Source organism: Thermoanaerobacter sp. RKWS2 (assembly GCF_026240795.1).
Classification (GTDB): Bacteria; Bacillota; Thermoanaerobacteria; order Thermoanaerobacterales; family Thermoanaerobacteraceae; genus Thermoanaerobacter; species Thermoanaerobacter ethanolicus.
The window spans coordinates 625,573-649,843 of record NZ_CP110888.1; the positions used below are offsets into that span (position 1 = coordinate 625,573).

Genomic DNA, 24,271 nt, shown 5'->3' on the forward strand with positions numbered 1-24,271 from the left:
TTTATGACAGGAGGTTTTAAACATGGATTATAAAGAACTATACAAAAAGAAGTTAGTTTCTGTTGAAGAAATTTTATCAAAGATTAACAGTGGAGATGAAATTGTTTCTGCTATGGCTGCTTCAGAGCCTCAAGGCATTTTAAGTAAACTCCATACTATAAAAGATAGAGTTGAAGATGTAACGGTTGTTGTATGTCTTCCAATGAAAGATTATGAATTTTTTATGAATCCATCAATGAAAGGGCATTTTCTTACTGAATCATGGTTTTATACTGCAGGATTAAGGGAAGCACATAAATATGGAACAGTATCTTTTATACCCAATCATCTTCATTTAGCTTCAACAAAAAGATTACACTATAGAAAACCCAGGTTTTTCCTAGGCACAGCAACTCCAATGGATAAACATGGATATTTATCATTATCTTTAGGTATTACTTATGAAAAAGATATTCTTGAGAACGCTGATTATGTTGTTTTAGAGGTAAATGAAAACCTCCCAAGGACATATGGTGATACACAAATCCACATAAGCCAGGTGGACTTCATTGTTGAAAATCATGCTCCTGTTCCTGAAATTCCTATTGTAGAACCAAACGAAAAAGACAAAATAATAGGGAATTATATAGCTGAGTTAGTAGAGGACGGCTCAACGATTCAATTGGGAATAGGTGGAATACCTAATGCTGTGGCAAAAGCACTTTTAAATAAAAAAGACCTTGGCATTCACACAGAGATGTTTACAGAAGGAATGGTAGATTTATTTGAAGCTGGGGTAATCACCAATAAGAAAAAGACCTTATGGAAAGGAAAATCTATAGCTACATTTGCACTTGGTACTAAGAAACTGTATGATTTTATAGATGATAATATGGGAATAGAATTTCAAAGAGGCGCAGTTGTCAATGACCCATATGTAATAGGCCAAAATTATAAAATGGTATCTATAAATACTGCACTGCAAGTAGATTTAACAGGTCAAGTTTGTTCAGAATCTCTGGGTATAAGGCAATTCAGTGGGACGGGGGGACAAGCAGACACGGCAGTAGGGGCACAAATTTCAAAAGGAGGAAAATCAATAATAGCACTGTACTCATCAGTAAAAAACGATGCTATATCTACAATAGTTCCTGTGCTGACAGAGGTGCTGCAGTGACTCTTTCAAGAAATGATGTAGACTATATTGTTACAGAGTATGGCATTGCAGAAATGAGAGGACGGTCAATAAGAGATAGAGTCAGAAATTTAATAAACATTGCTCATCCTAAATTTAGAGATGAACTTAAAGAGAAGGCTAAAGAGCTTATGATATGGTAATATTTGAATGTTAAAGATAAAATGACGATGAAGAAAGGAGGAACAATTTATGAAGAAGCTAAGAGTATTTCCTTTATTGGTAATAATGTCGTTGTTATTATTTCAAGGACATTATAAAGCAACATCATATTTTGACCCAACACCAATAAAAACCTTTATAGACTCCAAATACTGGGCTAAAGTGGAACTTTTAAGGGATAGCAATCCTAACATAGGACAAGAAAAATTCATAACAGATAATCAACAGAAGGATTCAGAAATCATCAAAGAATTTAACAACAATCCTCAACCAAATTCGCAATATTTTTTGCTCCATTATGCACCGGGTTGGGATACAGGCACAAAGCCATATCCTGTAATTCTTGTTCACGGTGCTGGTTCTGATGCAAACTTTTTTGCAGATCCTAAAAGGGATGGTTCGATTACTGGTTTGATGCAATATCTTTCGCAAAGAGGTTATAAAGTCTTTGCTGTTACATTTGCGCATCCTCATGGGGACAATTACGTTCAAAGAGAGATTCTTGCTGATGTGATTCAGAAGGTTAAGGCTGTAACAGGAGCAAGTAAAGTTGATATTATAGCACATAGTAAAGGCAATATGTCTGCGAGAATGTACGTGTCAAATGTCAAAAAATCATGGGGAGTTGATTTTGGAAAAGATTTGAGAAGATATATCCAGCTGGGAGCTCCAAATGGTGGAATTGACTTTACTTTTAGGAATCCAAATATGGCATGGGGTATAATGACAACTGGAGGATTTGGACCTGTTCCTTATACTTATATGTTGATTTATGGATTATGGTATAATACCACCTATCACAGTATATATACAGAAGGTGGTGCCTATCCAGGACAACTTCAGATGTTAGCAAGATGGGATAGTGTATATCCTCTAAATACAACGCAGCAAGATTGGTATACAACTTATTATGGAGGATGGGGATTTGCTAGTTATTCCTATGGGATAGATTATGCAATTGAAGAAAGTGGAAATCTTATTAATACATTACAGGATTCCCCTGTAGATCCTTCTGTAGAAATAGCTGTGTTGGCTGGAGATTATAATTATATAAATGGTGTTCCGTGGGAGACCACAGGGCCCAGTGATGGATTAGTATTTGTAAAAAGTGCTACTGATACATCGGCAATGACAAAATCAGGGGCAAAACTTTTAGCGAAAGACGTATACCATTTAAATCACCTTGAGCTGGCATATGATAAATCAGCTATGGATTGGATAGATGCACAATTGTCAAAATGAGAAAAGGAATTGCTTTTAGCAAAAGTAAATTATATTTCAAGCAGTTTATTTCCTCGGAAACAAATTAAAATATTATATTACGTTGTAGATGCTAAAAATAAAGGGGGTTAAAATTTATGTGTAGAGTAATATATAAAAAAGTTGCTTTACCAAATGGAGAGGAAATTGGTTACAGAGAAAGAGAAGGAGGAAAAGACGCAATAATTTTTGTTCATGGTAATTTAGTTTCATCAAAATATTGGGGAAAATTTATGCAAAGATTTCCTGAAAATTTTAAACTTTATGCAGTGGATTTGAGGGGAGCAGGAATCTCTTCATATAACAAGCCTATTGAAACAATGAGAGATTTTTCTGAAGATATATGGCTTTTTTCACAAGAAATGAATATCAAAGAGTTTATTCTTGTAGGGTGGTCGATGGGCGGAGTAATTTCTATGCAACTAGCGGCTGACCACCCTGATGCAGTAAAAAAATTGATCCTTGTAAGTTCACCATCTTGCAAAGGTATACCATTTACAAAAAAAGATGAAGAAGGTAAAATGATACCGGGTGAATATTGGAAAACAAAAGAAGAAGTGTTTAATGATAAGGTACAAGTTTTACCGCTAGTGTATGCGTTGAGGTCGGGGAATAGGGAAATAATGAAAAATATTTGGGATTCTGCTGTGTTTAACTATAAAAAACCTGAAGAAAGTTATTATAAAGAGCTCATAGAAGACATTTTTACAGTAAGAAATTATCCTGATTGTGCATGGGCAACGCAGATTTTTAATATATCTTACCTTCATAATGGTGTGGTCATGGGTACAGGGGAAGTAGACAATCTAAAGATGCCTGTATTGTTATTATGGGGAGAACATGATGTAATTGTAAAAAAAGAGTATAGCGAAGAAACAGCAAAAGAAATCGGGGAGAATGCCCATGTTGTAGTTATTGAAAATGCGGCTCATAGTGTGTTTATTGATAATGAACAACAAACATTAAAGGTTATGCTAGACTTTATTGAGAAATAGGGGAGGAGATGAATATATGAGAAGGGCGCGAATCATAGGAGTGGGAAGTTATCACCCAAAGAATTTGATAACAAATGAAGAACTGTCAAAAAGAATAGGTGAGCCAATAAGCATAAATTTTGAAAATAAGGTTGGAATACTTCAAAGGTATATAACTGGTCCGGATGAAAGCACTGCAGATCTTGCTTATGAAGCAGCTATCAGGGCCTTAGAAATGGCAGATATATCAGCAAAGGATATCGATTTGATAATTTTATCAACGGATACTCCCGAGTATATTACTCCTCCAACTTCTGCAATTGTACAAGGAAGGCTTGGAGCAATAAATGCTGGCTTTTTTGATATAAATGCTTCTTGCGCTGGATTTGCAGGCTCTCTTGCAGTTGCATCAAAAATGATTATGGCAGATGATTCATTAAATAAAGTCTTAGTTATTGGTGCATATAACATGAGCAAATTTATTGACTATAATACACCCGGACTTTCAGCCATATTTGCGGATGGTGGTGGAGCGGTTGTACTTACTTCAATAGAAGAAAATGCTGGGTTTTTAGCATCCAAATTCATAGGAGATGGTACCCAGTATGATTTTCTAGGTATATATGATGGTGGTGCAAAAAATCCGTTTAGAAAAGACAATCCTAAAGACCAGCTTTTGACATCTTTCAAGCCTCTTCCTCCAGATAGAAACCTTAAAATGTGGCCTCCTCTTGTAAAGGAAGTTGTGGAAAGAGCGGGTTATAAAGTTGAAGATATTGATCATATTTTCTTTACTCAGATAAATAAGTCAGTAATATTAGAGGTTATGGATACATTAGGGCTTGACCGGTCAAAAGCAACTACTATTATGGAAAAGTACGGCTATACTGGTTCGGCATGTCTTCCTATGGCTTTAGATGATGCAGTAAAAAATAATAGGATAAAGAGAGGAGACCTAATTGTTTTTGTAGGTTCAGGAGTAGGATTTTCTATGGCTGCATCAGCTTTTATATATTAAGCAGTGCATATCTTGGTGAATAATATGGGGTGATGAAATGACCCTTATTGATGCGTTTAAAAAAATAGCACCTTTTATTAATATAATGGCAACAGAGGATCTAGGTATATCAATATGTGATGTTAATGAATGCGTATTATATTTACCTGGTAAAAAAATTAATCATAACATAAAGGTAGGAGATCCTTTAAAAGAGGGTACCGCTATATATGAAGCAATAAAAAGTGGAAAACGTATTGTTAGAAGAGTAGGAAGCGAAGTGTATGGTTTTCCATATATTGCTATAGCATTTCCGCTGATAGAAAACGGTGTAATAACAGGAGGAGTAAGTATATTTCAATCGACAGCAAAACAGGATGAGATAGCAAATATAACTGAAAAAGTGTTTTCTTCATTGCAGCAGATTCACTCTATGATACAAGAGATATTTTCAATTTCAAAAAATGTATCTGAAATAAGCGATGAAGCCTCAAAGCTTGCAGAATATGCAAAAAATAATGCTCAATCTACTGACGAGCTTATAGACTTTATTAAACATATCTCTTCAGAAACAAATTTATTGGGCTTAAATGCGGCAATAGAAGCTGCGAGAGTTGGTGAGAGTGGCAAAGGGTTTACAATAGTTGCAAATGAAATAAGGAAATTATCCATGTCAACCAAAGACTCTGTAGAATCTATAAACAATGTACTTATAAAACTTAAAGAAATAAGTTACAAAATTGATAAAAATATGAAAGAAATAAAGAATACAAATATGAATCTATATAAACTTATAGAAAATGCGAATAGTGAACTTGAAGAAATAAACAAAATGTTTGAGGAACTTTACAATAAAACGCGACTTTATTAAATAAGACAATAATGAATGAATACTTGGAAGCAAAAATATTGTAGCTTAAGTTCCTGCGGTTTTTGCTTCCAAGTATGATTTTAGATTAAGCTTTCATCATTTAAAAGGGGAGATTTAATATTATGTATAAAATTTTAGTAATAAACCCTGGTTCAACATCAACTAAACTTGCAGTTTATGAAGGTGAAAATGAGGTATTCAATGATACAATAAGACATTCAAGCAAAGAGTTAAGTAAATACAACAATATTATTGAACAACTGGATTTTAGGGTAGACTGTATACTTAATACGCTTTTAGTTAACAATTTTTTATTATCTGAATTTGATGCTGTAGTCGGCAGGGGAGGTCAAAACAGTTGGAATTAGTAGTAAAAAATGATATAATTTTAATTGGGTGATGATGAATGTTATTAACTATAAAAAAGGTTAAAGAGCTGTATGATATAAGCAGAATTACATTAATAAACTGGGAAAAGGAAGGATTAATATCTCCAATTAGAACACCAAAAGGAAGAAGAAGGTACAAGAAAGAAGATATAGAGAAGTTGTTAGGCATGCTGGAAGAAAAACCGAAACCTAAAGTAGTTTTATATGCAAGAGTGTCCACAAAGAAACAAGAAGAATATCTTAAGAATCAAATTAGAAGGCTTGAAGAATACGCTAATTCCCAAGGATGGCAGTATGAAGTCATATCCGAAATAGCAAGTGGAGCAAATGAAAACAGGAGAGGCTTATTAAAGCTTTTGAACAAGATAAAAAGAGGAGAAGTTGAAAAAGTTGTAATAGAATATCCTGATAGACTAGCGAGATTTGGCTTTGAATATCTCAAATTTTTCATGGAAAGCTTTGGAGTAGAACTAACAATTTTAAATGATAAAGAAAATGAAGAATACGCAAATAAAGAGTTGGCAGAAGACTTAATAGCAATAGTCACCTCATTTGCAGCAAGAATTTATGGACAAAAGAGGTGGTAAAAAACATGATAGTAATACAGGCTAAACTCATTTTTCTAAATCAAGAAGACAAACAAATAGTATTAGACTTAATGAGAAGATGGTCATCATGCATGAGATTTGCATATAAAAGGTTTCTAGAAGGCTATGATAGAAACACACTAAAAAGAAACCTTCAGGGGATGTTTGACTTAAACTCAAGGTATGTAGATGATGCAATAATGAAAGCAAAAAGCACACTGGAATCTGCTAGAGAATTAGGCAAAAATCCAAAGAAAGTCATTTTTGGAGGAAGAGACTTGTTTGGAAAACTTCAAAAGCGCCATATAAATGGGAAAGAATATCAAAAGCTAAAAACAAAGTGGCAAGAAAGAAGAAAAGGAAATCTCTATTCAAGAGGAGATAAAAGCAAAAAAGGAAATCTCAACACAAGAATAGAAATAAAAGAAAATGGCACTTTCTTAAGGATAAATGTAGGGGAAAGAAAATACTTATACGCCAGAATAGAAGCAGGCTACAAAAAGAATAAGAGCAGAGGAGAACTTCTACAGGAAATTGCCCAATCAAACATACCCTACTCTGTAGAATTAAAACTTAAAAACGGCAGTATATACGCCTATTTTGCTATTGAAGAAGAATATCCAAAAATAAAAATAACAAAAGGAAAAGGAGTCATAGGAATAGATTTAAATGCATATCCAGACATATCATGGGCAGAGACAGATGAAAAAGGTAATCTAATAAGCTATGGCAGTATACCAATGCCAGAGCTTGCAAGTGGCAGCAAGGACAAAAAAGAATATTTCAGATGGCAATATGCTCATGAGATAGTAAATATAGCAAAAGAAAAGGGAAAAGCAATTGTAATTGAGGGATTAGACATAAAAAACAAAGGTAAAAAAGGAGACTTTTCAGGGAGAAAATCAAGAAGGATAAGACATAGCTTTAGCTATAAATCACTTCTTTCAAAAATAAAAGCACTAGCAAAAAGAGAAGGGATAGAAGTAATAGGAGTCAATCCTTCTTACACCTCAATAATAGGGATGTTAAAATATGCACCGCAGTATATGATAACAAAAGATATAGCAGCAGCCTATGTAATAGCAAGAAGAGGGTTGGGACTGCAAGAAAAGATACCAGACAATTATATAAAGTTTCTCAACGCATTGACTGTAGAAGAATTAGAAGAATTAAAAGAGTACGTAAAGAAAACCATCAGAAACAAGCATTTAAGAGAGAAATATATAAAGGAGATAAAGAAAGCAATAGAATTTTTACAAAGCCTTGAGAGTGAGCCAGGGAGGGTGCTAGAACCTCTGGATGGAACAAGTTTTAGTGCCTATGATTTCTGGCGAGTTCTCAAGGTAGCGGTGGTAACACCACTCTCTCCTGAGAAGGTACCAAGAGACTTCTCTACCCTGAAGGAATTACTAATTCAGGGCAAGTGGGGAGACCCGTAATGGCGTGAGTTCCTGCTTCTTGGGGCAGGGGCTATGACTTTCCCAAATACCGCCTGCTGGGGCTGGGAAAGTCTGAAGGGCGGATTACAAATACCCCAGCTGCCTAAACTGTCAGTTTTGTACAGTTTGGGTAACCAGGAATGACAGCTCTTCTTGGTACAAATGATGTCAGAGAAGTATTAAAAAGAATAAATAACGGAGATAAATATGCTAAACTGGTATTTGAAGCAATGGCATATAGAGTTGCAAAAGAGATTGGTAGTATGGCAGCTGTTCTTAAAGGACACGTAGATGCAATAGGAATTACTGGAGGTATTGCATATAGTGAGGAATTTGTAACACTTATAAAAGACAGAATAAATTTTATAGCACCTATTTATGTATATCCGGGAGAAGAGGAAATGCTAGCTTTAGCTCAAGGGGCTTTGAGAGTTTTAAACGGTGAAGAAAAGGCAAAAGAATATGTATAAAATGAAAACTGATAAGAGGCTTATGTTGGTCCTCTTGTCAGTTTTTTAATTTTAATTGACATCATAATTAATAAAAATTACAATTATATTTGAGATTATGTAAAGTAGAAAGGCGAGAAAAATGGATAAGTTGACGATTTGGGAAGTATTTTTGTTTTCAGTGCCAGAGGCAGCAGTTATAATAAGTATTGCTTTTGGTTTAGGGGGAGTAAAGTTTAAGCCAAAAGAGATTTTGTATATAAGCTTACTTACTGGAATCATATTGTACTTTATAAGGCCATTGGTCAGTAGTTATATTGTAAATGTTATACTTTATATCGGGGTATTAATGATTTTGTTTTTGGTATTTAAAGTTATGGACTTTTTTAAGGGTATGATGAGCGTTATTTTATCCGTCTCCATTTATTTAATAATAGAATATCTAAATGTTACGGCAATTCAATTTTTATTTGATATAGATCCTGTAATTTTATTGAAGGACTATGTCTTACGATTTGAGTGTTTTTTACCCCAATTATTAATAGCAATTTTGGTTTCTTTTGCTATACGCAAATATAAACTTTATCTATTTACAGAGTAATGTATTGGGAGATGAATTTATATGTTAAGAATAGTCATTGCAGAAGACGATATAAATTTTAAAAAAGAACTCATAAAAATTCTTTTAACAATGGAAGGTGTAAGTGTTGAATATTCTACGGGAGACGGAAATGACGCATTAGAAGCATTAATTAAAATTAAACCGGACGTTGCCATTTTAGATATAGGATTACCAGGAATATCGGGCATTGAGGTGGCGAAAAAGATTAGAGAATACATGCCTTTTTTGGAAATAATTTTTATTACTTCTTTTGAGGAATACATAAAAGATGCTGTAAAGCTTTATGCTTCTGATTATATTGAGAAACCCCTTGATGAGAAGAGGCTGAGAGAAACTTTATATAGGATAAAGAAAAAACTTTTGGAAGTAGAAAATGTTATCCCTTTTAAGACGGAAGATGGAGTAAAGCTTATCAATCCAAAGGAAATTTATTGTGTTCAAGCCAGTAAAAAAAGGAGCATAGTTTATACCCAAAAAGAAAAATTTATATGTGATTACTCTTTAAAAGAAATAGAGGAATTGTTAGATGGTAGCATGTTTTTTAGAACAAATCGGTCTTTTTTAGTGAACCTCTTTAAAGTTGAGCTGTTGAAAGATAACAATAGGACTTCCTTTGAGATACGTTTTAAAGGTTCAAATTATAAGGCTTATCTCTCTAAAGAATTGTATGAAGAATTTAGGAGGAGAGTAAAAGCTATTTACAAATCATAGTTAGATTGGAAGAGGTTTTATGTTTAAGGATAGTTACAAAAATGCGATGATGATTTATGTAGTGCAAATGGTATTGATAGTAATACTAGTAAACAACAATTTTATGAAAAGTCTTGATGTATTTCAGCCAAAAAATCAAGAGTTGTTTAGGATTTTCATAGGAATTTTAATTTTTATATTGAATGGGTTTTCTATTTTTGTGTTAAGAGAGCTGTATGCTAAAAATAAAGAAGAACGTCAATTTTTGATAAATAGTATTAGATTTAAATACATAGAAGAGCAAAATCGCATCTATAGGCAAAATCACCATGATATTAAAAATCACTTGATAATTATTTCTGAATTAGTCAAGGAAAAAAGATATAGTGAACTGGAGAATTATTTGTCTTCATATATGGAAGAAATTGATAAAAATTTAGTGACGATAAACACAGGTGTAAATGAAATTGATATATTGCTTTATTCGAAAATAAGTAATGCTAAGAGTAAAGATATTGAAGTGGATTTTAAATGTGATACACAAATCCAGTGCAGCAAAAAACACGTGCTTAATTTAGTTTCGGTTTTAGGAAATTTAATAGACAATGCAATAGAGGCTTGTGATGAAATGGAAAAAGATAAATACATAATTATAGAGATGAAAGAAGACCCAATAGATTACATATTTCACATAAAGAATAGATATAATTTTCAAACAAATGTAAAACCATCCATCTTTTTTGAAGAAGGGTTTTCTACAAAAGAGGGTAGAGGCAGAGGAGAAGGATTGTATATTGTCAGAAATATAGTAGAAAAGTATAGCGGTGAAATAGAAGTACAAACCGATGGAGGTTATTTTGACGTTATTGTAGAAATTCCCAAATTTTCTTTGGAGGGTGATTAAAATTAATATCGAAAAGTTAGCTGAGAGGTTAACACAAAGACTGTTTAAAACGCAAAATTTAACGGATATTGAAATGGCAAAAATACAATATGGTATAAGCTTAATTTTAGGGGTAATAATTGAATTTACTTTAGTTTATGCTATTTCTTTAATATTGGGGTTTGGCTTTTACACTGTAGTAATAATGCTTTCTGCTCTTTTTTTGAGAATAAATACAGGAGGAGCTCATTGTTCAACCTATAATAGATGTGTAACTTTTACGGCAGTTTATTTCATACCTTTTGCTGCTTTAGCAAAATTTGTAGATATACATTTTCCTTTAGAATTTAAAGTTTTTACAAGCCTATTGTTATATTTTATAGTTTTAGCGATAGTGAAGGATAATAAATTTTACAGGGTTATAATTCTGAGTTTAGTTGGTATAAATATTTTTTTATTTTTCGCCAATTCAATAGTCTATATTAAAATATTGTTTTTAGTATCTATAGGTTTTACACTACAAGCTGTTATGAGGACTACATTAGGAGAAACTATAGTAAAAATTGCAGATACGTTGTTTAAAAAAGCAGGGATATAAAAAAATTTTTTTATTTTTTTCAGCCTTTTTATGTAAATCTAAGCAAAGAATATATTTTTATACAAAAAATTAGTGGTTTTTAAAGGAATAAATTGTATTTATTACATAAAAAAATGGGATTTTGTGTAAATATTTGGATATATTTAGGCAAAAAATGCATTTTCGTTCCCTAAAATGACACTTTCGTTCCGAAATCCACACAAAGCTTTTTAAATGTTGTATAATTAAATAAAGATGAGTGGGAGGTGAAGTGAATGAAAAAAATTAACCCACTATCACTATTAGGAACGCTGCTTACATTTATAGGCACATTGGGACTTGTAACTTCTGCTTGCATCGGCTGGTTTTATAAGCCGCAAGTTCCTGATGTTTTGTTGAAAAAGTAATACATCTCAAAGATCTTTTCTACCCTTCCCTCGTGGGTTTCAACATTTTCCTGAGTTTTTACATAGATTTAAATTGATTTTGTGCCGAGTTTTCGGCACTTTTTATTTTAGTATTTTAAAAAATTATTGGTACGATTTTTGCTTAAATAATAGAATTGATGAAAGATATTTAAGGGGATAGTCTTGACTTTAAAATAGTAAGAAAGTTATAATAAGCTTTGTAGGGGTATAGGATAGGGGGGTATATATTGCTAATTTTTTCGATAACATGTTGAAGCAATACTATTTTTTTTGTGATTGAAAAATTTATATAAAACCGTATAATTAATATTGTAAAACAATTCAAAAGATTATTGGTTGATTTTTATATTGCATTTTTAGGGGGTTACTCTGTTGAAGGTTTATTCTTTAGTTGGAGAAAGTGGGACGGGGAAAAGCCATCATGCTTCTTTTATTGCTGGCAAGTATGGCATTAGGTATATCATTGATGATGGAATTTTAATAAAAGGTCATAACATTATTGCTGGGGTTTCTGCTAAAAAAGAGGCTACAAAAATTGGAGCGATAAAAAGAGCATTATTTACTGATCCTACGCATGTAGAGGAAGTAAAAAAAGCTATTGAAGAAGCGAAACCGGATAAAATCCTTATAATAGGCACTTCTGATAAAATGGTGGATGCTATAGCTGAAAAGTTAGGGCTTCCGCCAGTGAGTGTAAGGATATATATTGAAGATGTAGTCCCACCTAAACAGATTGAAATAGCCCGTGAAAAACGCTTGTTAGAAGGAAAACATGTTATCCCTGTTCCAACTTTCGAAGTTAAAAAGCAGTTCTCAGGCTATTTTTTAGACCCTCTCAGGATTTTTAGGAGGAATAACAAAGGGTATTTTGAAAAAACCATTGTAAGGCCTAATTATAGTTATTTAGGTAAATATACCATTTCTGAAAGTGTTATAAATTCAATAGTGGCTCATGAACTTATTTTATTTAATGAAGTTTACAAAGTTAATAAAGTTTTGACAGAAAAAAGGCCTGAAGGTATAATTTTAAAAGTAGACGTTACAATGAGGTATGGGTACAAAATTATCCCTGTATTAAAAGAAGCTATGAAAAATATAAAAAAACAATTGGAGTATATGACGGCCATAAATGTCCTGCAAATGGACATTTATGTAAAAAATTTGTATATAGAAAAAACAAATATTAGAGAAAAGGGTGTGTGATATGTACAAAATCGTGAGAAAAGAGGTATTAAATCCTGTAGTCAAACTCATGGATATTGAAGCGCCAAGAGTTGCAAAGAGTGCAAAGCCTGGCCAGTTTGTCATTATTAGAATTTATGATAAAGGGGAAAGAATTCCTCTTACTATTGCAGATTATGACCCGGAAAAGGGAACAGTTACAATTGTATTTCAAGAGGTTGGTAAATCGACGAAGCTATTGGGTACTCTCAATGAAGGAGATTATATTTTAGATTTTGTGGGGCCTTTGGGTAATACGATGGAAGTTCCCAAAGATGCAAAAAATATTAGGTGTTGGCGGTGGTGTAGGTATACCTGCTCTTTATCCAAAATTAAAAATGTTACATCAAGAAGGTTATAAAGTAGAGGCAATTTTAGGTGGACGAAGTGAGGAATATGTAATTTTCAAAAAAGAAATGGAAGCTGTGTGTGATAAAGTACATTATGCTACAGATGACGGTACTCTTGGCAAAAAAGGATTTGTCACGGATATTTTAAAAGAGGTTTTAGAAAATGACAAAGAAGTAGATTATGTGATTACTGTAGGACCTGTTATAATGATGAAGAATGTTTGCAAAATGACTAAAGAATACAATATACCAACTATAGTAAGTATGAACCCATTGATGGTAGATGGGACAGGTATGTGTGGCGCTTGTAGGATTGAAGTTGGAGGAGAGACAAAGTTTGTATGTATGGATGGGCCGATTTTTGATGGACACCTTGTGAATTTTGATTTGGCAATGACAAGGCTCAATATGTTTAAAAAGCAAGAAAAAGTGTCATTAGAATTGTATGAACAACATCATGGAGGTGATCACCATGGCCGTTAAAGATAGAGTGCCTATGAAAGAACAGGATCCAAAAGAGAGAAGGAAAAATTTTAATGAAGTAGCGTTAGGATATACTGAAGAGGAGGCAATTGCTGAAGCTTCAAGGTGTATACAATGTCCTAAACCTACTTGTGTGGCCGGGTGTCCCGTCCATGTGAGAATACCAGAGTTTATAAAAGCAATTACGAAAAGAGAATTTGAAGAGGCTTATAAAATAATAAAGAGTACAAATAGTTTACCTGCCGTCTGTGGCAGAGTATGTCCGCAGGAAGAACAGTGTGAAAAGAATTGCGTATTAAATAAAATTGGCAAACCTATTGCTATTGGAAGATTAGAGAGATTTGTAGCTGATTATGCCCTTCAAAATAATATTGAAGAAGAAGTAAAGCCTGAGAAGAAAAATAAAAAAGTGGCTATAATAGGTGGAGGACCTGCAGGACTTACTTGTGCAGGAGACCTTCTAAAAATGGGCTATGATGTTACAATTTTTGAGGCTTTGCATGCTTTGGGTGGAGTTTTGACCTATGGGATTCCCGAATTTAGATTACCCAAGAGAATTGTGGAAGCAGAAATAGAAAGATTAAAGAAATTAGGTGCAAAAGTTGAGACTAACGTGGTTGTGGGAAGGACAGTTACGATTGACCAATTAATGGAGGAAGAAGGCTTTGAAGCAGTATTTGTTGGCACAGGTGCTGGACTTCCTAAGTTAATGGATATTCCGGGCAAGAATTTGAATGGTGTTTATTCTGCCAATGAATTTTTGACAAGAATAAATCTTATGAAAGCATATAAATTTCCTGAATATGATACTCCTATTGTAGTAGGTAAGAGAGTAGCTGTAATAGGTGGAGGAAATGTTGCAATGGATGCTGCACGTTCTGCTCTAAGGCTTGATGGTGTGGAAGAAGTAACTGTAGTATACAGGCGTTCAAAAGAGGAGATGCCAGCAAGGGCGGAGGAGATAGAGCATGCTATTGAAGAAGGTATAAAATTTGAGTTTTTAGCTAACCCAATAAGGATAAATGGGACAGAAGATGGATGGGTAAAAAGTATGGATGTAATAAGAATGGAATTAGGTGAGCCTGATAGCTCAGGAAGAAGGAGACCTATTGAAATACCTGGCTCTGAGTTTACAATAGAAGTAGATACAGTGATTATGGCTTTAGGAACAAGCCCTAATAATTTGATTCCTTCCACTACAAAAGATATCGAGATTCAAAAATGGGGCGGCATAATTGCCGATGAAACCGGTAAAACCTCAAAACCGGGTGTGTTTGCTGGTGGCGATGCGGTGACTGGTGCTGCAACTGTAATACTTGCAATGGGTGCAGGCAAACAAGCAGCTAAAGCTATAGATGAATATTTGAGAAATAAAAAATAAAGACAAAAATTATGACTTGTATTAATAAAAAAGCCGGTTTCGGCTTTTTTTTGTACAGAAAAAATTATATAATAATAATTAACAGGATAGAGAAATATGATAGTTAGTAAGTAAATAAACTCAATGTGGGTGAGGAAGATGAAATATAGTGTGGAAGAAAAGGGGACAAAGGTAATTGTAAGGGGGATTGAAGATTTTAACCTTAAAGAGACTTTTGAGTGTGGGCAGTGTTTTAGATGGAATGAGGAAGAGGATGGAAGCTATACAGGAGTTGCTTACGATAGAGTGATAAACGTGAAATTGGAAGGAGACGTGTTGATAATTGACAATACAGATTTAAATGACTTTTATGACATTTGGTTTGACTATTTTGATTTAGGAAGAGATTACAAGCAAATAAAAGAAAATCTTTCAAAGGATCCTATATTAAAAGAAGCAATTCAATATGGGCAAGGTATAAGGATTTTGCGCCAAGATACTTGGGAAACTCTTATTTCATTTATAATCTCTCAAAATAACAGAATACCACAGATAAAGAAAGTAATAGAAAATCTTGCTAGTTCTTTTGGAAATCCAATTGAGTATAAAGGCAGAGTATATTATACTTTTCCCAAAGCAGAAGAATTAGTTATGTTTGATGTTGAGACGATTGCCCAAACAAAATGTGGCTTTAGAGCGAAATATATACTTGATGCTGCTTCCAAAGTTTTTTCCGGAGAAATAGACCTGTTAAAGTTGTTTGAATACAGTACTAATGAGATAAGAGATATTCTTATGAGTATAAATGGGGTAGGTCCAAAAGTTGCAGATTGTGTTATTTTGTATTCTATAGGCAGATACGATACTTTTCCTACAGATGTATGGATAAAAAGAATTGTTGAGTATCTGTATTTAAAAAGAGAAGGGACCCCTTTGGAGATTCAACTGTTTGCAATAGATAAATTTGGAGATTTGTCTGGATTTGCTCAACAGTATTTATTTTACTATGGCAGGGAGATGGGGAAAAAAATCTTTAACGAAAGGAAGAAATAAATGTTAGGAACTGTTGTAAATTCAATTGCAATAATTGTGGGTGGTACTATTGGCACTCTTCTTAAAGTAGGAATTCCGGAAAGGTTTAAAAATATAGTCATGCAGGGTGTCGCCTTAAGTGTGATGATAATAGGGATTTCCAGTGGCCTTCAGTTTAATAATTTGATGGTAGCAATTGTAAGTCTTGTGATAGGCGGTGTTATAGGAGAGGCTTTAGACATTGAAGGGTATCTTAATAAGTTAGGGGATGTGTTGCAAAAAAATTGAGTAAAGATAACAGTTCTACAATAAGTAAAGGATTTGTAACAGCTAGTTTAGTTTATTGCATCGGTGCAATGGCGATTGTTGGTTCTTTGAAAGATGGACTTTCAGGAGACCATAGTATATTATTTGCTAAATCTGTGCTAGATGGCATTTCCTCAATAATTTTTGCTTCTACTTTTGGAATAGGTGTTGTTTTTTCAGCTATTTCGGTATTTTTGTATCAAGGTTCTATTTCATTAGGTGCATCTTTTTTGCAAGGGCTTTTGACAAAACCAGTGATTGACGACATGACAGCTGTAGGAGGAGTATTGATATTTGCGATTTCTTTGAATATGTTGGAGATTAAGAATATAAAAGTGGGGAATTTGTTGCCAGCTATTTTTATACCTATTTTTTATCAGATTTTACTAAACATGATAAAAGGATTTTAGGCGGTGTGAATATGAAGCCAATGAAAAGCATTGATGTGGCAAGAATTGCAATAAAAATGGCTATGTGTACAAGGGAAGAGGAAGAAATACTAAAAAACAAATATTGGCAACAAGGAGTAAAAGTTGCAGCTGTTGACTATGGTGGAGAATACGTAAATTCTATATCTAAAATTATTGAAAGAGCGGTAGTAGCGGCTAAAAGAGAAGGAATTATAGAAGACACACACGCTGCAGAAGGAGCTGTAGCAGGAGCTGCGCATGAAGCTGCTATACAAGTCATGAACAAAGCTATGGGACTTAATGTAGGTGGAAAAATAGGCATTGCCTATGCTGATGAGCATCTTTGTGTTTGTGTGTTTTTTGCTGTAGGGATGCTAAACTTAAATGAAGTGGCAATTGGACTAGGACATAGGTCATTAAAATGAGGGGGCTAGCCCCTCATGCTTTTTTTAAAGCTTCTTCTATATTTATCATTCCACTTCCTTGTGTCCATAATCCTGCATCGTCAATTTTTACTGCTGTCGATTTTAAAATATTTTTTATTTGTACATTAGTCAAATTAGGATTTTTTTCAAGGAGTAGTGCTGCTGCACCTGCTACGATTGGAGTTGCCATAGAAGTTCCTGTAGCGCTTCTGTAGGCCTTATTTATCATTATTTCATCTGCTCCAAAAGGTACATTTCCTGAAGCAGTTGAGATTATTTTTACTCCTGGAGCTACTACGTCTGGTTTGTATAGATAAGGTGAGCCTCTTCCAGAAAATTGAGCTATTTCATCATCGCTTATATCAGAAGTTCTTTTGTCATCCACTGCTCCCACTGTTATTGCATTTTTACTGGTACCCGGAGAAGTTATTGTATTGTAATTAGGTCCGGAATTTCCTGCTGCTACTGTTACTACTAAGCCATTTTTCCATAAAGTATCAACTCCCCTTACTAAAGGATCAAGGAAAGTAGGGAGAGAGGGCGTTTCTCCTATTGATAGGGAAACTATTCGTATATTGTATTTGTCTTTATTGTCTAAAACCCATTGCATCCCCGCTAATATGTCAGAGGACAAGCCTCTACCATAAGCATCTAATACTTTTACTGCTACTATATTAGCTTCAGGGGCTACTCCTTTGTATTTTCCATTAGAAGTGTATCCATTTCCTGCTGCATCTCCAGCTACGTGAGTGCCGTGGCCGTTGTCGTCATAAGGCTGTTTTTTTCCGTTTACTACATCGTGAAATACCACTATGCGATTTTTTGGTTTGGTAAAATCAGGATGAGGATATATTCCTGTATCTAAAAAGGCAATTGTTACTCCTTTTCCTGTATAGCCTAAATCGTTGACTTTTCGAGAGGCAATTTCTTGTGTAGCGATGTTAAGCTGAAGCTTCACAGTTGAATCTTCTGCTATGAAATGAACTCCTTTTAGTGCTGCAAAATTTTTTAATTTGTCACAGGGCAAATTCACTGACCAAGCTTTTATAATCGGCAGTTCAAATTTTATGCTGCCACCTAATTTTTCAACTCTTTTTTTTAAGACCTCATAAGGAAGGTGGGAATATAAAATCACTGGAACACATTCGCTTCTCAAGTACATAGCTTTATATAAAAGTCTTTTGTCAATTTTGTTTGTTACATAAATTTCTTTTGCGATTTTTGAAAAAGCAAATATAGGAATTAAATTCATTAGCTTACCTCCTTTCATGCTATTAACACAATATGTGAAATATAAAAATTTGTTAGTGGAAATTTAAAAAGTGTCACCATATGAAGTTATGTCATATTATGTAGTAGGTCTGAAAAGACCTCCATATAAAAAGGTTGAAGCTTGAAAGGAGGAAAATATTTATGCCAGTAGATAAAAGCGGAGCAGGATTTGGGTGGTTTTGGATTATAATCATAATACTTTTAATCCTCTTGTTTGTTCCAGGTTTCATTGTTGAAGAACCAAAGGCTTGATTAGGTGTTAAAAATTGCTTAAAGGGGGATCAATATGGCAGGAACAAGTTCAGTTTTTGGCGAAAGCAATTTGTTGTTTTTCTTCTTGATACTTGTATTAGCGCTTGGTGGAGGCTGGCTTAATGTAACATGGTCTTTAGAGACATTGCTGTTCTTCTTCATACTCCTTGTAATAATAATGGATGGCGGATTAGGCTGGTTTTTCAATGAACTCAAGTAATTTTAAAGGGCTCTATCCTGCGATAGAGCCCTGTTTACGTGCGCCCGGCATGGGCGATAACTAGGCGGTGAAAGTCCGCTGTGGGCTTGGTAGTGGGAACCACTAGCCAAGAGCAAGGGTGTCCATCGTGAGGTGGAATCTGAAGGAAGCTTAAGGCAAAATCTCGGTCTGATGAACAAGAACCAGATAAGAGGCTGAATTGGGATGGATGAGTTTGCGTAACAAAACGAAGTCCAACACTACCCGAATCCCATACAGTAAATCTGGCAGATATATGAGATGAAAGTTATCGTTCTTACCCGGGGAGGTCTCAAGGATAAGTCATGGAAGTAAAATCTGAAATGACAACCCATGCAGTGATGTATGGCTGAACCTTGAGAAGTCAGCAGAGGTCATAGTACTTATCTAGACATGAATAGATAAGGAAGGACCGAACGTTAGGAGGTTTTGGAAATCTTATGGACTCGAAAGATATGCAGAGACTGCAGACAACTCAACAAAGAGGCTATCCGTTGAATAGAGAAATGGAATTTCAAAAGACAACGGAAGTGCATAGTATATCATCGGCGTCGGAAGATGGAAGAAACGAGGTACAAAGATATACCGGCAAGATGCTTGAAATGATAGTAGAACGAGGGAACATGGAAGCAGCATACAAGCGTTGTTGCAAATAAAGGAAGCCATGGAGTCGATGGGATGGGAGTAGATGAACTTCTACCGTATCTCAAAGAAAACTGGGCAACCATAAAACAACAACTGCTGGAGGGGAAATACAAACCACAACCAGTGCGAAGAGTAGAAATTCCCAAACCAGATGGAGGAGTAAGACTACTAGGAATACCTACAGTACTAGACAGACTAATACAGAAGAAGGGACACCCCAAGGAGGGCCATTAAGTCCCCTATTAGCAAACATAATGTTGGACGAACTAGGCAAAGAACTTGAGAAACGAGGGCATAAATTCTGCCGATATGCAGATGACTGCAACATATATGTAAGAAGCAGGTCTGCAGGAAACAGAGTAATGAAGAGCATAAAGAAATTCATAGAAAGCAAATTAAAACTAAAAGTCAACGAAGCAAAAAGTGCTGTAGATAGACCATGGAGAAGAAAATTTCTTGGATTTTCATTCTATACAAAAGAAAACGAAGTAAGAATAAGAATCCATGAAAAATCCATCAAAAGGTTTAAGGGAAAAGTAAGAGAAATAACCAATCGGAACAAGGGAATAAGCATGGAAAACAGAATAAAAAGACTAAATCAAATAACAACAGGATGGGTCAACTATTTTGGATTAGCAGACGCGAAAAGCATAATGAAAACCCTTGACGAATGGATAAGGCGAAGACTAAGGGCATGTATATGGAAACAATGGAAGAAGATAAAAACGAAGCATGATAACTTAGTAAAACTAGGAGTAGAAGAACAAAAAGCCTGGGAATACGCCAATACAAGGAAAGGCTACTGGAGAATATCCAATAGCCCAATCCTAAATAAGACTCTTACAAATAAATACTTTGAAAGCATAGGTTATAAGAGTTTATCCCAAAGATATCTAATTGTACACAATTCCTAATGAACCGCCGTATACCGAACGGTACGTACGGTGGTGTGAGAGGACGCTGAATAAAATAATTATTCAGCTCCTACTCGATTTAAAAAATTTGAAGCGTGTGGAGTGATAATATATGTCTTTTTCTGGAGATACTCTGTTGTTCTTTTTTGTAATTTTAACTTTGCTGTTGGATGTAAGATTTGAGCTTGAAAGTCTACTATTTTTCTTTTTAATACTTGTAATTTTGCAGGAAGAAAAACCGCGAAAAAAGCAAAGCGATTTTTGTGGTCATTAACAGGCATTAATTTTGGTAACACAAATTCTTAAAATTACGTATTATATATTAGCTAAATATGAAAAGCTTTATTTTACTACCATTTACCTGTTTGAAGGGAGGTCAAAACAGTTAAAATTGGTAGTAAAAAATGATATAATTTTAATTAGATGATGATGGATGTTATTAACTATAAAAAAGGTTAAAGAGCTGTATGATATAAGCAGAATTACATTAATAAACTGGGAAAAGGAAGGATTAATAACCCCAGTTAGAACACCAAAAGGAAGAAGAAGGTACAAAAAAGAAGATATAGAGAAGTTATTAGGTATGCTGGAAGAAAAACCAAAACCTAAAGTAGTTTTGTATGCAAGAGTGTCCACAAAGAAACAAGAAGAATATCTTAAGAATCAAATTAGAAGGCTTGAAGAATACGCTAATTCCCAAGGATGGCAGTATGAAGTCATATCCGAAATAGCAAGTGGCGTAAATGAAAATAGAAGAGGCTTATTAAAGCTTTTGAACAAGATAAAAAGAGGAGAAGTTGAAAAAGTTGTAATAGAATATCCTGATAGACTAGCGAGATTTGGCTTTGAATATCTCAAATTTTTCATGGAAAGCTTTGGGGTGGAGCTTATAGTTTTAGACGGGAAAGAAGACGAGGAAGATGCAAAGAAAGAACTAGCAGAGGACTTAATAGCAATAGTAACATCTTTTGCAGCAAGAATTTACGGACAAAGGAGCAAAGAGCATGATAGTAATACAGGCTAAACTCATTTTTTTAAATCAACAGGACAAACAAATAGTATTAGACTTAATGAGAAGATGGTCACCCTGCATGAGATTTGCATATAAAAGGTTTCTAGAAGGCTATGATAGAAACACACTAAAAAGAGACCTTCAGGGAACATTTGACTTAAACTCAAGGTATGTAGATGATGCAATAATGAAAGCAGAAAGCGCATTAGAATCTGTCAGAGAATTAGGGAATAACCCAAAGAAGGTCATTTTTGGTGGGAAAAAGCTATTTAAAAAACTCCAAAAACGCCATATAAATGGAAAAGCGTATAAAAAATTAAAAAATAGGTGGCAAGAAAAAAGAAAAGGGAATCTCTATTCAAGAGGAGATAAAAGCAAAAAAGGTAATCTCAATACAAGGATAGAAGCAAAAGAAAATGGCACTTTTTTAAGGATAAATGTAGGAGAAAGAAAATATGCATATGCGAAAATACAAGCAGGCTACAAAAAGAATAAGAGAAGAGAAGAACTTCTGCAGGAAATTAGAGAATCAAACATACCCTACTCTGTAGAATTAAAACTCAAAAATGGCAATATATACGCCTATTTTGCTATTGAAGAAGAATATCCAGAAATAAAAATAACAAAAGAAAAAGGAGCAATAGGGATAGATATAAATGCATATCCAGACAACATATCATGGGTAGAAGTAGATGAAAAAGGGAATCTAATAAGCTATGGGAATATGCCAATGCCAGAGCTTGCAAGTGGCAGTAAAGACAAAAGAGAATATTTCAGATGGCAATATGCTCATGAAATAGTAAAGATAGCAAAAAAGAAAAATAAAGCAATAGTAATTGAAGACTTAGAAATAAAAGACAAAGGCAAAAGAGGAGACTTTTCAGGGAGAAAATCAAGAAGAATAAGACATAGCTTTAGCTATAAATCACTTCTTTCAAAAATAAAAGCACTAGCAAAAAGAGAAGGGATAGAAGTAATAGAAGTCAATCCTTCTTACACCTCAATAATAGGGATGTTAAAATATGCACCGCAGTATATGATAACAAAAGATATAGCAGCAGCCTATGTAATAGCAAGAAGAGGGTTGGGACTGCAAGAAAAGATACCAGACAATTATATAAAGTTTCTCAACGCATTGACTGTAGAAGAATTAGAAGAATTAAAAGAGTACGTAAAGAAAACCATCAGAAACAAGCATTTAAGAGAGAAATATATAAAGGAGATAAACAAAGCAATAGAATTTTTACAAAGTCTTGAGAGTGAGCCAGGAAGGGTGCTAGAACCTCTGGATGGAACAAGTTTTAGTACCTATGATTTCTGGCGAGTTCTCAAGGTAGCGGTGGTAACGCCACTCTCCCCTGAGAGGGTATTAAGAGATGTCTCTGCCCTGAAGGGTGTATTACATTCGGGGCAAGTGGGGAGACCCGTAAGGACGTGAGTTCCTGCTTCTTGGGGCAGGGGCTATGGCTTTCCCAAATACCGCCTGCTGGGGCTGGGAAAGCCTGAAAGGCGGACTACAAATACCCCAGCTATCTAAACTGTACATTTTTGTACAGTTTGGGTAACCAGGTAGTATTTATGCCAGAAGAAAAAGGAGCAGGTTTTGTTGCAGGATGGTTTTGGATTTTCATAATAATAATTTTAATACTTCTATTTGTTCCAGGAATAATTATTTGGGAAAAAAATTAGACAAAAAATAGGGGTGGTCTATAATAATAGACTAGCCCCTTACATATATTTAGTAAGAGATTAAAAATAGGGGGAATTTGTTTTGCAAAAGGAGTTTTTATTAAAAATACTTGCTGTAGAACTTTTGATAGTAGCATTTGTGAGATTTCAGGTAATGGGTATAGAAAAGGAAAGAGAAAAAGAAGAAGTTACAGAAGAAGATAAAGATGAATTATCTTCACCGCAGGAAAATAAAAAAACTTCAATAGATGTGTACGAAGTGATAACAAAGGGAAAAGATTTTGTAGGTAGCATAAAGCCTTATCTAAACAAGAGAGACCAATATTATGTAGATATTTTCTCTAAAATAGCCGAAATAATTGAAATACAAAAAAAATTGATGAGCCTTTCAGAAGAAGAAATTGAAGTGGCAGAAAAAGTAGAAGTAGATAAAATAGGAATTTTGAAAGCGATAAAACCCTACATAACGGAAGATAAAAAAATTGTGATAGATAAGTTTTTAAAATTTCATGAAGCGTTGAAGAATTTGCAAGAAAAAATGGAGAAATATTCAAAAGAAGAAGATAAAGACAATATTTTCGACAAAATAATTGATATTTATGAGGCCCTAAGACCTATAATTCCTGAAGAAAAGTTAGAAGAAACTGATAAGCTGGCAAAGAATATAAAATTGTTGGAAGTATTAAACAAAGCAGAGGGGATTATGAACAGCATGAAAGAAGAGAAAAAACAATTACAATCTTCTACTAGGAGTATGGAGGAAGAAGAGCAAAAAGCAGAAGAAAATAAAGAGGAAATAGAAAGAATAGAAGATAAAGGGGAAATATCGAAAATAGAGGAAGGAGATAAAATTTTAGATACCAATAAAAAAGAAACAGAGGAACAATTAGAGAAAGAAGAAAACAATTCATTACCTCAAGGATTATCTGACCAGCAGGTAGCAATTATAGACAATCTAAAATCTATGTTGACAAAGGAACAGCAGCAGTATATGTATAATATGATTAATTATCTTAAACAACAAGGATTAGTTAAATCTGAAGGTAAAGGGGAATAAATATTTTCCCTGTATTTTTTTATTTTTAAATACAAAATACAGAAACATAGTCTAAATCGATAAATAATGGCATAAAATCATAATATTTGGGCAAAATCATAAA

General features: G+C 34.1%; 22 protein-coding genes and 8 pseudogenes. 29 read left to right on the forward strand and 1 reads right to left on the reverse strand.

The annotated features are described in order from the left end of the window. The first annotated feature begins 22 nt into the window (after positions 1–22). From OEI98_RS03135 to OEI98_RS03230, 20 genes and pseudogenes are all read left to right on the forward strand, one after another. A pseudogene (locus OEI98_RS03135) lies at positions 23–1,317 on the forward strand (acetyl-CoA hydrolase/transferase family protein). 49 nt (positions 1,318–1,366) lie between these two features. Beyond that, positions 1,367–2,578, forward strand: coding sequence for an esterase/lipase family protein (locus OEI98_RS03140; protein WP_028986088.1), 1,212 nt, complete (start codon positions 1,367–1,369; stop codon positions 2,576–2,578). 116 nt (positions 2,579–2,694) lie between these two features. After that, a complete protein-coding gene (locus OEI98_RS03145) occupies positions 2,695–3,591 on the forward strand; it encodes an alpha/beta fold hydrolase (RefSeq protein ID WP_004400753.1) in 897 nt (298 codons plus the stop codon). Positions 3,592–3,607: 16 nt separating this feature from the next. Further along, on the forward strand, positions 3,608–4,588 hold the full coding sequence (locus OEI98_RS03150) for a 3-oxoacyl-ACP synthase III family protein (protein ID WP_004400752.1): 981 nt from the start codon (positions 3,608–3,610) through the stop codon (positions 4,586–4,588). Positions 4,589–4,625: 37 nt separating this feature from the next. Further along, complete coding sequence (locus OEI98_RS03155; protein WP_004400751.1) at positions 4,626–5,438, forward strand: methyl-accepting chemotaxis protein; 813 nt, start codon at positions 4,626–4,628, stop codon at positions 5,436–5,438. A gap of 122 nt (positions 5,439–5,560) precedes the next feature. After that, a complete protein-coding gene (locus tag OEI98_RS03160) occupies positions 5,561–5,806 on the forward strand; it encodes a butyrate kinase (RefSeq protein WP_004400750.1) in 246 nt (81 codons plus the stop codon). Between the two features lie 38 nt (positions 5,807–5,844). Further along, a pseudogene (locus OEI98_RS03165) lies at positions 5,845–6,439 on the forward strand (IS607 family transposase). Further along, entirely contained in the window at positions 6,420–7,853 is a 1,434-nt protein-coding gene (locus OEI98_RS03170) for an IS200/IS605 family accessory protein TnpB-related protein (protein ID WP_019907415.1), read from the forward strand. Before OEI98_RS03165 ends, OEI98_RS03170 begins: the two are co-directional and overlap by 20 nt. Before the next feature lie 137 nt (positions 7,854–7,990). Further along, positions 7,991–8,323 (forward strand): annotated as a pseudogene (locus OEI98_RS03175) (butyrate kinase); the annotation flags it as partial. A gap of 121 nt (positions 8,324–8,444) precedes the next feature. Further along, the gene (locus tag OEI98_RS03180) at positions 8,445–8,903 is read left to right on the forward strand and encodes a hypothetical protein (RefSeq protein ID WP_004400744.1); all 459 of its coding nucleotides are present in this window, start codon (positions 8,445–8,447) and stop codon (positions 8,901–8,903) included. A gap of 21 nt (positions 8,904–8,924) precedes the next feature. Beyond that, positions 8,925–9,635 (forward strand): LytR/AlgR family response regulator transcription factor, encoded by a 711-nt coding sequence (locus tag OEI98_RS03185; RefSeq protein WP_019907417.1) that lies wholly within the window; start codon positions 8,925–8,927, stop codon positions 9,633–9,635. Positions 9,636–9,654: 19 nt separating this feature from the next. Further along, positions 9,655–10,518 carry a sensor histidine kinase gene (locus OEI98_RS03190; protein ID WP_003866834.1) on the forward strand — a complete coding sequence of 288 codons (864 nt, stop codon included), beginning with the start codon at positions 9,655–9,657 and terminating at the stop codon, positions 10,516–10,518. Then, the gene (locus OEI98_RS03195) at positions 10,511–11,095 is read left to right on the forward strand and encodes an accessory gene regulator B family protein (RefSeq protein WP_003869350.1); all 585 of its coding nucleotides are present in this window, start codon (positions 10,511–10,513) and stop codon (positions 11,093–11,095) included. Before OEI98_RS03190 ends, OEI98_RS03195 begins: the two co-directional genes overlap by 8 nt. A 254-nt stretch (positions 11,096–11,349) precedes the next feature. Then, positions 11,350–11,481: a cyclic lactone autoinducer peptide gene (locus OEI98_RS03200; protein ID WP_003866832.1), complete on the forward strand. Its 132-nt coding sequence runs from the start codon at positions 11,350–11,352 to the stop codon at positions 11,479–11,481. 393 nt (positions 11,482–11,874) lie between these two features. Next, complete coding sequence (locus tag OEI98_RS03205; protein ID WP_019907418.1) at positions 11,875–12,705, forward strand: Asp23/Gls24 family envelope stress response protein; 831 nt, start codon at positions 11,875–11,877, stop codon at positions 12,703–12,705. 1 nt (position 12,706) lies between these two features. Then, a pseudogene (locus tag OEI98_RS03210) lies at positions 12,707–13,556 on the forward strand (sulfide/dihydroorotate dehydrogenase-like FAD/NAD-binding protein). Then, positions 13,546–14,937: an NADPH-dependent glutamate synthase gene (gene gltA, locus OEI98_RS03215; RefSeq protein ID WP_003869352.1), complete on the forward strand. Its 1,392-nt coding sequence runs from the start codon at positions 13,546–13,548 to the stop codon at positions 14,935–14,937. Before OEI98_RS03210 ends, gltA begins: the two are co-directional and overlap by 11 nt. A gap of 138 nt (positions 14,938–15,075) precedes the next feature. After that, positions 15,076–15,969, forward strand: coding sequence for a DNA-3-methyladenine glycosylase family protein (locus OEI98_RS03220; RefSeq protein WP_003869353.1), 894 nt, complete (start codon positions 15,076–15,078; stop codon positions 15,967–15,969). Next, a pseudogene (locus OEI98_RS03225) lies at positions 15,970–16,664 on the forward strand (DUF554 domain-containing protein). Between the two features lie 11 nt (positions 16,665–16,675). After that, positions 16,676–17,089, forward strand: a complete 414-nt coding sequence (locus tag OEI98_RS03230) for a HutP family protein (RefSeq protein WP_004400730.1) — start codon at positions 16,676–16,678, stop codon at positions 17,087–17,089. 13 nt (positions 17,090–17,102) lie between these two features. On the opposite strand, the gene OEI98_RS03235 is transcribed toward OEI98_RS03230, so the two are convergent. Beyond that, complete coding sequence (locus OEI98_RS03235) at positions 17,103–18,341, reverse strand: S8 family peptidase (protein ID WP_004400729.1); 1,239 nt, start codon at positions 18,339–18,341, stop codon at positions 17,103–17,105. A 306-nt stretch (positions 18,342–18,647) separates the two neighbouring features. Between OEI98_RS03235 and OEI98_RS03240 the strand changes: the two genes are divergently transcribed. The 9 genes and pseudogenes from OEI98_RS03240 to OEI98_RS03265 all read left to right on the forward strand — a co-directional run bounded on the left by OEI98_RS03240 (position 18,648) and on the right by OEI98_RS03265 (position 24,168). Then, positions 18,648–18,833 carry a hypothetical protein gene (locus OEI98_RS03240; RefSeq protein WP_003869358.1) on the forward strand — a complete coding sequence of 62 codons (186 nt, stop codon included), beginning with the start codon at positions 18,648–18,650 and terminating at the stop codon, positions 18,831–18,833. Between the two features lie 458 nt (positions 18,834–19,291). After that, positions 19,292–19,507, forward strand: coding sequence for an RNA-directed DNA polymerase (locus OEI98_RS14975; protein ID WP_323053770.1), 216 nt, complete (start codon positions 19,292–19,294; stop codon positions 19,505–19,507). Between the two features lie 22 nt (positions 19,508–19,529). After that, complete coding sequence (locus OEI98_RS14980) at positions 19,530–19,730, forward strand: maturase (RefSeq protein WP_323053771.1); 201 nt, start codon at positions 19,530–19,532, stop codon at positions 19,728–19,730. After that, positions 19,688–19,903: pseudogene (locus OEI98_RS14985) on the forward strand (reverse transcriptase domain-containing protein); the annotation flags it as partial. The gene OEI98_RS14980 and the pseudogene OEI98_RS14985, both read left to right, overlap by 43 nt. Positions 19,904–20,068: 165 nt before the next feature. Next, positions 20,069–20,410 (forward strand): group II intron maturase-specific domain-containing protein, encoded by a 342-nt coding sequence (locus tag OEI98_RS14990; RefSeq protein WP_003869424.1) that lies wholly within the window; start codon positions 20,069–20,071, stop codon positions 20,408–20,410. Between the two features lie 112 nt (positions 20,411–20,522). Continuing rightward, positions 20,523–20,716: pseudogene (locus tag OEI98_RS14995) on the forward strand (hypothetical protein). 127 nt (positions 20,717–20,843) lie between these two features. Next, positions 20,844–21,434, forward strand: a complete 591-nt coding sequence (locus OEI98_RS03255) for an IS607 family transposase (RefSeq protein WP_266039572.1) — start codon at positions 20,844–20,846, stop codon at positions 21,432–21,434. After that, positions 21,415–22,852, forward strand: a pseudogene (locus OEI98_RS03260) (IS200/IS605 family accessory protein TnpB-related protein). Before OEI98_RS03255 ends, OEI98_RS03260 begins: the two are co-directional and overlap by 20 nt. 341 nt (positions 22,853–23,193) lie before the next feature. Then, positions 23,194–24,168: a hypothetical protein gene (locus tag OEI98_RS03265; protein ID WP_004406495.1), complete on the forward strand. Its 975-nt coding sequence runs from the start codon at positions 23,194–23,196 to the stop codon at positions 24,166–24,168. The last annotated feature ends 103 nt before the right edge of the window (positions 24,169–24,271 follow it).

Coding starts and splice junctions, on each gene's coding strand:
- OEI98_RS14980 (WP_323053771.1), top strand. CDS start 19,530: ATGGGAGTAGATGAACTTCTACCGTATCTCAAAGAAAACTGGGCAACC.
- OEI98_RS03230 (WP_004400730.1), top strand. CDS start 16,676: ATGAAGCCAATGAAAAGCATTGATGTGGCAAGAATTGCAATAAAAATG.
- OEI98_RS03200 (WP_003866832.1), top strand. CDS start 11,350: ATGAAAAAAATTAACCCACTATCACTATTAGGAACGCTGCTTACATTT.
- OEI98_RS03185 (WP_019907417.1), top strand. CDS start 8,925: ATGTTAAGAATAGTCATTGCAGAAGACGATATAAATTTTAAAAAAGAA.
- OEI98_RS03155 (WP_004400751.1), top strand. CDS start 4,626: ATGACCCTTATTGATGCGTTTAAAAAAATAGCACCTTTTATTAATATA.
- gltA (WP_003869352.1), top strand. CDS start 13,546: ATGGCCGTTAAAGATAGAGTGCCTATGAAAGAACAGGATCCAAAAGAG.
- OEI98_RS03170 (WP_019907415.1), top strand. CDS start 6,420: ATGATAGTAATACAGGCTAAACTCATTTTTCTAAATCAAGAAGACAAA.
- OEI98_RS03160 (WP_004400750.1), top strand. CDS start 5,561: ATGTATAAAATTTTAGTAATAAACCCTGGTTCAACATCAACTAAACTT.
- OEI98_RS03145 (WP_004400753.1), top strand. CDS start 2,695: ATGTGTAGAGTAATATATAAAAAAGTTGCTTTACCAAATGGAGAGGAA.
- OEI98_RS14975 (WP_323053770.1), top strand. CDS start 19,292: ATGGACTCGAAAGATATGCAGAGACTGCAGACAACTCAACAAAGAGGC.
- OEI98_RS03180 (WP_004400744.1), top strand. CDS start 8,445: ATGGATAAGTTGACGATTTGGGAAGTATTTTTGTTTTCAGTGCCAGAG.
- OEI98_RS03150 (WP_004400752.1), top strand. CDS start 3,608: ATGAGAAGGGCGCGAATCATAGGAGTGGGAAGTTATCACCCAAAGAAT.
- OEI98_RS03190 (WP_003866834.1), top strand. CDS start 9,655: ATGTTTAAGGATAGTTACAAAAATGCGATGATGATTTATGTAGTGCAA.
- OEI98_RS14990 (WP_003869424.1), top strand. CDS start 20,069: ATGGAAAACAGAATAAAAAGACTAAATCAAATAACAACAGGATGGGTC.
- OEI98_RS03140 (WP_028986088.1), top strand. CDS start 1,367: ATGAAGAAGCTAAGAGTATTTCCTTTATTGGTAATAATGTCGTTGTTA.
- OEI98_RS03255 (WP_266039572.1), top strand. CDS start 20,844: ATGTTATTAACTATAAAAAAGGTTAAAGAGCTGTATGATATAAGCAGA.
- OEI98_RS03240 (WP_003869358.1), top strand. CDS start 18,648: ATGGCAGGAACAAGTTCAGTTTTTGGCGAAAGCAATTTGTTGTTTTTC.
- OEI98_RS03235 (WP_004400729.1), bottom strand. CDS start 18,341: ATGAATTTAATTCCTATATTTGCTTTTTCAAAAATCGCAAAAGAAATT.
- OEI98_RS03220 (WP_003869353.1), top strand. CDS start 15,076: ATGAAATATAGTGTGGAAGAAAAGGGGACAAAGGTAATTGTAAGGGGG.